This window comes from Lichenihabitans sp. Uapishka_5 (assembly GCF_033947565.1).
GTDB lineage: Bacteria > Pseudomonadota > Alphaproteobacteria > Rhizobiales > Beijerinckiaceae > Lichenihabitans.
Map to the genome: position 1 here is coordinate 1 of NZ_JARPVX010000112.1, position 9,386 is coordinate 9,386.

At 69.1% G+C, this 9,386-nt stretch carries 8 protein-coding genes; 7 read left to right on the top strand and 1 reads right to left on the bottom strand.

The window, feature by feature from the left end; translation table 11 throughout:
• Nucleotides 1-309: 309 nt before the first annotated feature.
• Entirely contained in the window at nucleotides 310-1,404 is a 1,095-nt protein-coding gene (locus tag P7D22_RS21035) for a catalase family protein (RefSeq protein ID WP_319936218.1), read from the top strand.
• A gap of 115 nt (nucleotides 1,405-1,519) precedes the next feature.
• Nucleotides 1,520-2,122 carry an urea carboxylase-associated family protein gene (locus P7D22_RS21040; protein ID WP_319936219.1) on the top strand — a complete coding sequence of 201 codons (603 nt, stop codon included), beginning with the start codon at nucleotides 1,520-1,522 and terminating at the stop codon, nucleotides 2,120-2,122.
• A gap of 47 nt (nucleotides 2,123-2,169) precedes the next feature.
• Here P7D22_RS21040 and P7D22_RS21045 read toward each other — a convergent pair whose 3' ends face one another.
• Nucleotides 2,170-3,063, bottom strand: coding sequence for an alpha/beta hydrolase (locus P7D22_RS21045; protein ID WP_319936220.1), 894 nt, complete (start codon nucleotides 3,061-3,063; stop codon nucleotides 2,170-2,172).
• 343 nt (nucleotides 3,064-3,406) lie between these two features.
• On the opposite strand from P7D22_RS21045, the gene P7D22_RS21050 reads away from it, so the two are divergent.
• The 5 genes from P7D22_RS21050 (at nucleotide 3,407) to P7D22_RS21070 (ending at nucleotide 9,242) form a co-directional block, all read left to right on the top strand.
• A complete protein-coding gene (locus P7D22_RS21050) occupies nucleotides 3,407-5,551 on the top strand; it encodes a TonB-dependent siderophore receptor (protein WP_319936221.1) in 2,145 nt (714 codons plus the stop codon).
• Between the two features lie 115 nt (nucleotides 5,552-5,666).
• Complete coding sequence (locus tag P7D22_RS21055; RefSeq protein ID WP_319936222.1) at nucleotides 5,667-6,380, top strand: SDR family NAD(P)-dependent oxidoreductase; 714 nt, start codon at nucleotides 5,667-5,669, stop codon at nucleotides 6,378-6,380.
• A 47-nt stretch (nucleotides 6,381-6,427) separates the two neighbouring features.
• Nucleotides 6,428-6,658, top strand: coding sequence for a tautomerase family protein (locus P7D22_RS21060; protein WP_319936223.1), 231 nt, complete (start codon nucleotides 6,428-6,430; stop codon nucleotides 6,656-6,658).
• 178 nt (nucleotides 6,659-6,836) lie between these two features.
• On the top strand, nucleotides 6,837-7,922 hold the full coding sequence (locus P7D22_RS21065; protein ID WP_319936224.1) for an AI-2E family transporter: 1,086 nt from the start codon (nucleotides 6,837-6,839) through the stop codon (nucleotides 7,920-7,922).
• Between the two features lie 348 nt (nucleotides 7,923-8,270).
• Nucleotides 8,271-9,242, top strand: coding sequence for a tyrosine recombinase XerC (locus P7D22_RS21070; RefSeq protein WP_319936225.1), 972 nt, complete (start codon nucleotides 8,271-8,273; stop codon nucleotides 9,240-9,242).
• Nucleotides 9,243-9,386 lie beyond the last annotated feature (144 nt).

Consider the following 9,386-nt stretch of genomic DNA (forward strand, 5'->3'; position numbering starts at 1 on the left):
CTGCAGCCGCGCGGCCCGCCGCCGCCGCGCCCGCCTGGGCCCTCAACCCGCCCTTGTCGCTCGACGAGCTGCAAGTCGGCCCCTGAGAGGCCACCAACCAGATCACACCGTCATTCCGGGGCCGCAAAGCGGAACCCGGAACCGGGCGCCCCGACCTGCATCGCATAAAGCTCCCGGCTCCGGCTCGTCGCTCGCTCCGTCCGCAGTGACGCCTTCGTGTGAACGCCCGCGACACCAGCTGCGTCACTATCGGACGGGCCCGGGCGCCCCGCACCCGCAACCCGCCCGAGCGGCGCGGCATTGACGACCATGCCACAGCATCTCCCCCCGCTCCGGTTTCATCCCTCCTTCGAGACGATCCCGCCCGACGAGGCCGAGGTCGAGCAGGGGTTGACCGAGGCGATGCTGGCGATCCAGCGCAAGACCCACGCCGACGAGGGCCATGCCTACCGGGCCGTCCACGCCAAGGCGCATGGCTATGTGCGGGCGCGCTTCACCGTGCTGCCCGGCCTGCCGCCCGAATATGCGCAAGGGGTGTTCGCCACCCCGGCCGCCTACGAGGCGATGCTGCGCTTCTCCACCACGCCGGGCGACATCCTCGGCGACAACGTGTCGACCCCGCGCGGCATGGCGCTGAAAGTGTTCGGGGTGCCGGGCGAACGCCTGCCCGACAGCACCGACGAGGCGACGCAGAACTGGGTGCTGGGCAATTCCCCGGCCTTCCAGATCGGCACCGCCAAGGGGTTCCTGCGCCAGTTGCGGCCGCTGGCCGCCACCACGGGCCTTGCCGAGCCGGTAAAGCATGTTCTGTCGGTGGTGACGGGCGCCACCGAGGCGGCGCTCGAGACGGTCGGCATCAAATCCGCCACGCTCACCACCCTGGCCGGGCAGGCCCGGACGGAGCTGCTCGGCGACAGCTTCTTTTCCCAGGCGGCGCTGCTGCACGGTGACTACTTCGGCAAGGTGGCGGTGTCGCCCTTGTCGCCCAGCCTCACGGCCTTGTCCGAGAAGCCGCTCGACGTGACGAAAAGCCCCGATGCCATCCGCGAGGCCGTGTCGGCCTATTTCCGCAGCCTGCCGGCCGTGTGGGAGATGCGGGTGCAACTCGGCACCCGCCTCGAGGCCACGCCGATCGAGGATGCGGCGGCGCAATGGCCCGAGGACGAAAGCCCCTATGTGGCGGTGGCCCGCATCGAGGCGAGCCCGCAGGACACCTGGTCGGACGCCCTGCGCGACCTCGTCGAGGACCGCCTTGCCTTCAACCCCTGGACGGGTCTCGCGGCGCACCGGCCGCTCGGCTCGATCATGCGGGCCCGCCGCCCCGCCTATGCGGCCGCCCGCGCCTACCGGGCCGATGCCAACGGCGTAACCATCACCGAGCCGGCGCAGAGGCCCGCTGCCTGAGCCCAACCCCGTCATTGCGAGGCACGCAGCGCCGTGGCACTCCATGCAGCCTCGGCGACTGGCTGCGGCGCCCCCTCCATCGCCGCTCCGCTCACGATGACGCAGGAAACTAGGCATGTTCACGGACGCGGCGGCCCACACCCACGAGATCCCGCCCCGTTCGGGCACGGCCTTTACGCTCGACAAGGGGCAGCGCCTCACCGTCATCGACCCGCGCGGCGAGCAGGTGGCGGACCTCCTGGCCTTCAACCGCCACGACGTCGACGAGGTGATCTCGTCCGGTCGCACGCTCGACTATGCCAGCAAGATCTACCTGACGACCGGCGACCCGCTCTATTCCAACCGTTCGCGGGTGCTGCTGCGCATCGTGGCCGACACGGTGGGCCGCCACGATTTCCTGCTGACGCCCTGCTCGGCCGACACCTTCCGCATTATCTACGGCGACACGGACCCGCACCGCGGCTGCTTTGGCAACCTCGCGGCGGCGCTTGAGCCCTACGGCATCGCGCCCGACCGCATCCCGGTTGCGTTCAACTGCTTCATGAACGTGCCGATCGACGCCACCACCGGCGCCCTGACGGTCGAGCCGCCGCTGAGCCGGGCGGGGGACAGCATCACCTTCGTGGCCGAAGAGGATCTGATCATCGGGCTGACGGCCTGTTCGGCGTTGCAGTCGAACAATGGGAGTTTCAAGCCGATCCATTGGGTGGTGGAGTGAGGATCAAGGCATTGCTCCACGGCTGAATCGAGATGCGCGCCACGGGCCTATGAGTGCGGCTCGTGTTTGGATCGACGATCCCAGGAAAGCGAAAAGGCGGTCTGCACGGCCCGGCTCACCGCCACCGTCGGAACTGACATGTGGTTTTCTCCTGCGAACAATTCGAAGCTGCAGGTAAGCCCCTGCACCCCTGCCGCCGCAATGCGGTCTGACAACGCGCGGGCGAGGCTGATCGTGGCGATCTGGCGCTGGTGCGCCCGACGCTCGGCTTCATCGGCGCGCCCGTGATAAAACGGGGCAATCTGCTCGCCCTCATAGGCACCGGCCGACAGGTGCACGCGGATGTCGCGGCACTCGGCCGTTCCTGCGAAAAACGCGTCTTCCGCCGGACGTAGCGAGCCATCCTCCCAGGACAGGCTCGGGCTTGCCGCAAAGATGTTTCGGAACAATTCCGGTCGGGTGAACAGCGAATACAGGGCGAACAGGCCGCCGAAGGAGTGTCCGAACAGGCTCGTACGGCGCTGGTCGATCGACGTTTGATTTTGGATCCAGGGAAGCAGGTCGCTGGCGAGGAAGCGGAGAAACGGCGCCGCGCCACCCGTGCGTGCCGGCAGCCCTCCCGCGGTGAACGGCGGATAAGCGCGGCCGGGTGCCGGAGTGAGGTCCCAGGAGCGTCGCAACGGATCATAGGCCGCCGGGGTCGGGTAACCGATCGCGGCGATGACGCCCTCGCCGACATCGGTGCCGCTGGGCCACGTCGCCTGCCCGCGCAGGGCGTCGACCGCGGTGCCGAACACAGCGTTGCCATCCGTCAGGCAAAGCAGGGGCCACCCCGCGGCGGGAGCAGGACCGTCGGGCGCGTAGACGAAGATGCGGAACGGGTCGCCACCGTGCGTGGGCGTCAGATCCTCACTGTAGCTGCCGGGCGCGGCCAGGAGCATGACGGTCGGTCCTTGCTGGTTCGGATGCGGAGGGGGCGATCCTTGATCGCACGTCGCTCAATTGAAGTATAGAGGATCGTGTTCGTTGGTTTTACAAGAATTATCAGGAAATTGCGCCTGGAAAATGGAAATTTTGCATGATCTTTCGATGTTGGATGGCCTCGGACGGAGGGTTCGTGACGCTTGCGCCGGTCCTTAGTCCATCATTGTTCTAATTAAACAAAGGTGGCGGCATTCTCACACCTTGTTCGGAATGCGGGACCGAACGTCAATTTGGGGTCGCTTGTCGGTCATCATCAGTCCAGAGCCTCCGTCTCAACTCAGAACAAGGAGGATCGGGATCGTGGTTGGTCGCTTCAAAACGCCGTGGATCGGGTTCGTGTCGCTGTGTGCCAGCCTTCTCTCGGCCGGTGGGGCATCGGCGCAATCCGCAGCGGCACAGGGCGCCACCGTCGACCTCGACGCGATCGACGTGTCGGGCCTTCAATTGCGTGACGTGCCACCTGGAACGGTCGGCTATCTCGCGACGCGCAGCACGGCCGGCACGAAAACCAACACGCCCACGATCGAAGTGCCGCAATCGCAATCGACCGTCACGCGCCGCGAGCTCGACGACCGCAACGTGCAGACGCTCAAGCAGGCGGTCGACTACACGCCAGGCACCACCACCGGCACCTTCGGCTACGACCCGCGCTTCGACAGCTTCTCCATCCGCGGCTTCGATGTGACCTATGACGGCGTCTACCGCGACGGCCTGCGGCAGGGCGGCAGCGGATTCTCGATCCCGCTGGTCGAACCCTACGGGCTGCAGGATCTGACGATCCTGCGCGGGCCGGCCTCCGGCCTTTACGGGCTCGGCTCGCCGGGCGGCATCATCGACCTCACCACCAAGCGCCCCACCGCGGGCCCCTTCGGCGAGCTGCAGCTGCAGATCGGCCAATACGACCGGTACCAGGGCAACTTCGACATCGGCGGCCCTGTGGTCGGCCTCGACGGGTTCTCGTACCGGCTCACCGGCCTCGTGCGCGAGTCCGGCAACTGGCTGCCGGGCGCCGACGACAACCGCACCTACGTCGCCCCCGCCGTCACCTGGCGGCCCGACAGTGACACGAGCGTGACCGTGCTGGCCGAGCACCAGACGAGCCGGGTGAACGCGAACACGAGCTTCTTCCAAGGGCCGAACCATTCGCTCACGTCGCTCTACTCGAACGACCCCGCCTATGGGGCGCAGAGCCAGGAACAATACCGCATCGGATATCTGGCCGAGCACCGCTTCAGCGATTTGCTCACCGTGCGCCAGAACCTGCGGTTCACCCACGTCAACGTCGATTCCAAATACACTCAGATCGACGGCGTCGACGATGTGGCGGGGCTCGCGTCCCGGTCCACGGGCCGCGTGATCGACAGCTTCAACTTCCTGACGCTGGACAATCAGGCCGAAAGCCACTTCACGCTCGGCCCAGTGGCCAACACGCTGTTGTTCGGCGTCGACTACCAGCACGCGTTCCTGAACCACGGCTTCGGCTTCGGGTCGGCTCCCGACCTCGACATCGTGACGCGGAACTACGGCGCGCAACCGATCCCCAACATCACGGATCTCAGCTACCACATCAAGCAGCTGCAGGATCAGGTCGGCGTTTATGCCCAGGAACAGGCCAAGTGGGGCGGCTTCGTGCTGACGCTCAACGGGCGGCAGAGCTGGGTCGACACCGACACCCGCGACCTCATCGCCGCCACGCGGGGCGACCAGAAGGACGCCGCCTTCACGGGCCGCGTGGGCCTGAGCTACCTCTTCGACAACGGCGTCGCGCCCTACGTCAGCTACGCCACCCAGTTCGAGCCGCAGCTCGGCACTAACCTGGCCGGGCAGACCTTCGCGCCCACGCAGGGCGAGCAGGAGGAGGCCGGGATCAAGTACCAGATCCCCGGTGCCAACGTGCTGCTGACGGCTGCCGCCTTCAACATCACGCAGAACAACGTGCTGCGCCTCGACCCCAGCAATATCGCCTTCCAGGCCGCCACGGGGCAGGTGCAATCGCAGGGCGTCGAACTCGCGGCCGTCGCCACGCTGGCGCCGGGCATCGATGTGACCGCCGCTTACACACGTCTCGACGTCCGCATCACCCGTGGCGCCACCGACACCACCGGAAACACGCTCTCGGGCATCCCGGACGACACCGTGTCGGCCTTCGCCAAATACACGTTCCAACCCGGCTGGCGCCTCGCCGGCCTCGGGGTGGGGGCCGGCGTCCGCTACATCGGCTCGAGCTTCGGCGACGACCAGAACACGTTTCGCGTCCGCGACGTCGCCTTGCTGGATGCCGTGCTCGACTACGACTTCGCCAAGCTCGACCCGAAATATGCCGGGCTGAAGCTCCAAGTGAACGCCAATAACCTGCTCGACACCCGCTACCAGGAATGTCAGAGCGGCTATTGTTATCGTGGCGCCTACCAGCAGGTCATCGGCAGCCTTGTTTATCGCTGGTGACACGACGGGCCCCTGGCTTGCCAGACGGGCGTTGCGCGCGGCTCTTGCGTCCGCACCCTGCCGCACCCAAAGACTTCGAAGGGGCTGACGCACGCAACCCCCAGGAATCCTCCCCATGCCCCACCCCCAAAAAGTCGCCGTCGTCACCGGCGCCTCGCAAGGCCTCGGCGCCGGCATCGCCCAGGCCTACCGGGCCCGCGGCTGGGGCGTGGTGGCCACCTCGTGCAGCATTGTGGCCACGGACGATCCCGACCTTCTGGCCGTCCCCGGCGACATCGGCGATCCGGCGACCGGCGAGCGGGTGATCGCGGCGGCGCTCGAACGCTTCGGGCGGGTCGACACGCTGGTCAACAATGCCGGCATCTTCATCGGCAAGCCGGTGGTCGACCATACGGCGGACGATTACCGCCGCATGGTCGCGACGAACCTCGACGGCTTCTTCTTCATCACGCAGGCCGCCGTGCGGGCCATGCAGGCGCGACGCGAGGGCGGCCACGTGGTGCAGATCACCACCACCCTGGCCGAATTCGCCGACAGCCGCATTCCCTCCGTGCTGGCCGCGATGACCAAGGGCGGGCTCAACGCCGCCACGCGAAGCCTCGCCATCGAGCTGGCGGGGGAGAACATCCGGGTCAATGCCGTGTCGCCGGGCGTGGTGCGGACGCCGCTGCACGACGGCGAGGATTATGCGGCGCTGGCGACCCTGCATCCGCTGCAGCGCGTCGGCGAGGTCGACGACGTGGTGCGGGCCGTGCTCTACCTCGAGGAGGCCCCGTTCGTCACCGGCGAGATCCTGCACGTCGACGGCGGCTGGACCGCGGGCCGCTAGGGCGCGGGCGGGTCCCCCCGCGTCGTCCCCGCCGCGAGGAAAAGCCGATGCCGATCGTCACCATCGAGGTCACCCGCGAGGGCACCGTGCCGGGCGCCGACCGCACCACGCCCGAACAAAAGGCCGCGCTGTTCAGGGGCGTCTCCGACCTGCTGCGCGACGTGATGGGCAAGGACCCGGACACCACCTTCATCATCTTCCGCGAGGTGGAGCTCGAGGATTGGGGCCGCGGCGGCCTGCCGGTGCCGGCCTACCGGGCCGCTATCCCGACGGGCTAAAGCGCGGGTCCTCCCGGCGTTCGCAAGGGCGGGGCGGGGCGGCGCCGGCCCGCCCGGCCGCGTCAGGGTCCGTTCACCAGCTTTGCCGGTGGCATCGGCTCCGAGGTCGACTTCCCGCACGGCTGTGGCATGAAGGTTGTTTGGTCCGCGGGTGGGCCGCGTTCCCTTGGGGTTCTCCATGCTTTCACCGTCCGACGCCGCCGGGGCTCCGGCCCGGCTGCCGCCCCAGCCCGACCTCGCGCATATCTACCGGCTCCTTCTGGTGGCGGTGACGGCGGTCGCGGTCGGCATGGCGTTATGGTTGTTCGGCGACGTGCTGATGGTGGTGTTCGCCGCGGCGCTGCTGGCCACCATCCTGCACGGGGCCGCCGACCTGCTGCACCGCTGGACGGGGCTGCCGTTCTGGGCGGCGCTGCTCTTGGTGGTGCTGGTCGTCGCCGGCGCCCTGGTGGGCCTCGGCCTCGTGGCCGGTCCGGGCCTGGCCGAACAGGCCACCAGCCTGAAACAAGCGCTGGCCGGGCAGGGCAAGAACCTCCAAGGCCGCCTGCAGGGCAGCGAATGGGGCAAGATGGTGCTCGACCAGATTCCGCAGGCCCTCGGCGGCGCCAAGCAAGGCGACGGCAACCCGCTCCCCAGTGGGGTCGCGGGCTCGGTGGCAGGCACGCTCGGCGCCATCTTCGGCACGCTCGGCACCCTGGCGGTGGTGATCATCGCGGCGCTCTACCTCGCGGCATCACCCGGCACCTATGTTAACGGCGCCCTGCGGCTGGTGGCCCCGAAGCACCGCCCCAAGGCCAAGCAGCTGGCCGAGGCCGCCGGCCATGCGCTGCTGGCCTGGAGCGCCGGGCAGGCGCTCGACATGCTGGTGGTGGGGCTGTTGTCGGGCCTCGGCCTGTGGGCGCTCGGCGTGCCGCTCGCCCTGGTGCTGGCCGTGGTGGCGGCGTTGTGCAATTTCGTGCCCTATATCGGCGCCATCGTGGGCGCGGTGCCGGCCGTCATCATCGCCTTCTCGGTGGGCCCCAAGCAGGGCGTCGAGACGCTGGTGCTTTACGCCGCCATCCAGTTCTTCGAGGGCAACGTCATGGCGCCGCTGATCCAGCGCCGCGCCGTCCACATGCCGCCGGGCGTCACCATCCTGTCGCAGACCGGCTTCGGCGCGCTGTTGGGCCTGCCGGGGCTGATCTTCGCGACGCCATTGACGGCGGCCCTGCTGGCCGTGGGCGACAAGGCCACGGTGCCGCTCGACGAGGCTGATAAGGTTTGAGGCGGGAGCGGCGCCGCACAGAAGGGTGACCTCATTCCGGGACGGCGCAGCCGGGCCCGGAACCGGTGTGCTCCGGCCGGCATCGTTTGAGGCACCCCGGTTCCGGCTCTCCGCTGCGCTGCGGCCGGAATGAGGTGTGCGGCTGCAGCTCGACGAGGCCGGCAAGGTTTGAGGCGGGAGCAGATGGGTGACCTCATTCCGGGACGGCGCAGCCGGGCCCGGAACCGGGGTGCTCTGGCCGGCCTCCTTTGAGGCACCCCGGTTCCGGCTCTCCGCTGCGCTGCGGCCGGAATGAGGTGTGCGGCTGAGGCCGCAAAGCCTCAACCTTTGCCGGCTAACATTGCGGCGATGCCGGCTTCGAATCCCACCCCGTCCGCCCTCCTGCCCGGCGCCGATCCGGCGCTGGCCTTGGAAGTGCAGGCCTGGCTGGTTGGCCTCGGGGCCGAGCGGCGGCTGTCGCCGAAGACCGTCGAGGCCTACCGGCGCGACCTCGGGCAATTCCTCGGCTTCCTGGCCGGCCACACCGGCGAGGCTTTGACCATTGCCGGGCTCACGGCCCTCACGGTGGCGGACCTGCGCAGTTTTCTCGCCTTCCGGCGCCGCGACGCCATCGCGCCGCGCTCGCTGATGCGGGCGCTGGCGGGCCTGCGTTCCTTTGCCCGCCATCTCGAACGCGAAGGCTTCGGCAACGCCCCGGCCTTTGCGGCCGTCGCCACCCCAAAACTGCCGCGCAGCCTGCCGAAACCCATCGCGGTCGGGCCGGCCCGAAGCCTTGCCGACCCCGACACGCGGGCCGGCGAAGCGCGGCCCGACTGGGTGCTCAGCCGCGATGCCGCCGTGCTGGGGCTGCTCTACGGGGCCGGCCTGCGCATCAGCGAGGCGCTCGGGCTGCGGCGCCACGCGGCGCCGGTGGGGGGGCTCGACCACGTCACGGTGCTGGGCAAGGGCCAGAAGACCCGCATGGTGCCGGTGATCGCCCCGGTGCGGGCTGCGATCGAGCGCTATCTGGCGCAATGCCCGCACGCCCTCGCGGATGACGGGCCGCTATTCGTCGGCAGCCGCGGCGGGCCTTTGTCGCCGCGCATCATCCAGCTGGCGATGGAGCGGCTGCGCGGCGCTCTCGACCTGCCGCCGACCGCCACCCCGCATGCGTTGCGGCACAGCTTCGCCACCCACCTGCTCAGCCGCGGCGGCGATCTGCGCTCCATCCAGGAGCTGCTCGGCCACGCGTCGCTATCGACCACCCAGATCTATACGGCGGTCGATGCGGCCCGGTTGGTGGCAGCTTATCGGGATGCCCACCCGCGGGCCCAGGGCTGAGGCGTCAGGCGGCGCCGAAGCGCGCCTGCAGCCAGGCCGCCACCAGGGCGGCGTCGCGCGGCGTCAGGCCATGGCCGGCCGGCAGCGTGTGGCGTTCCACAGTGGCGCCTCCGGCGGCGAGGCGGGCCGCCAGCCCGTCGAGGT

Bases quoted from the DNA above. Each gene is read 5' to 3' on its own strand.
- P7D22_RS21040 (WP_319936219.1), top strand. From the start codon at position 1,520: ATGTTCACGGACGCGGCGGCCCACACCCACGAGATCCCGCCCCGTTCG.
- P7D22_RS21060 (WP_319936223.1), top strand. From the start codon at position 6,428: ATGCCGATCGTCACCATCGAGGTCACCCGCGAGGGCACCGTGCCGGGC.
- P7D22_RS21070 (WP_319936225.1), top strand. From the start codon at position 8,271: ATGCCGGCTTCGAATCCCACCCCGTCCGCCCTCCTGCCCGGCGCCGAT.
- P7D22_RS21065 (WP_319936224.1), top strand. From the start codon at position 6,837: ATGCTTTCACCGTCCGACGCCGCCGGGGCTCCGGCCCGGCTGCCGCCC.
- P7D22_RS21055 (WP_319936222.1), top strand. From the start codon at position 5,667: ATGCCCCACCCCCAAAAAGTCGCCGTCGTCACCGGCGCCTCGCAAGGC.
- P7D22_RS21035 (WP_319936218.1), top strand. From the start codon at position 310: ATGCCACAGCATCTCCCCCCGCTCCGGTTTCATCCCTCCTTCGAGACG.
- P7D22_RS21045 (WP_319936220.1), bottom strand. From the start codon at position 3,063: ATGCTCCTGGCCGCGCCCGGCAGCTACAGTGAGGATCTGACGCCCACG.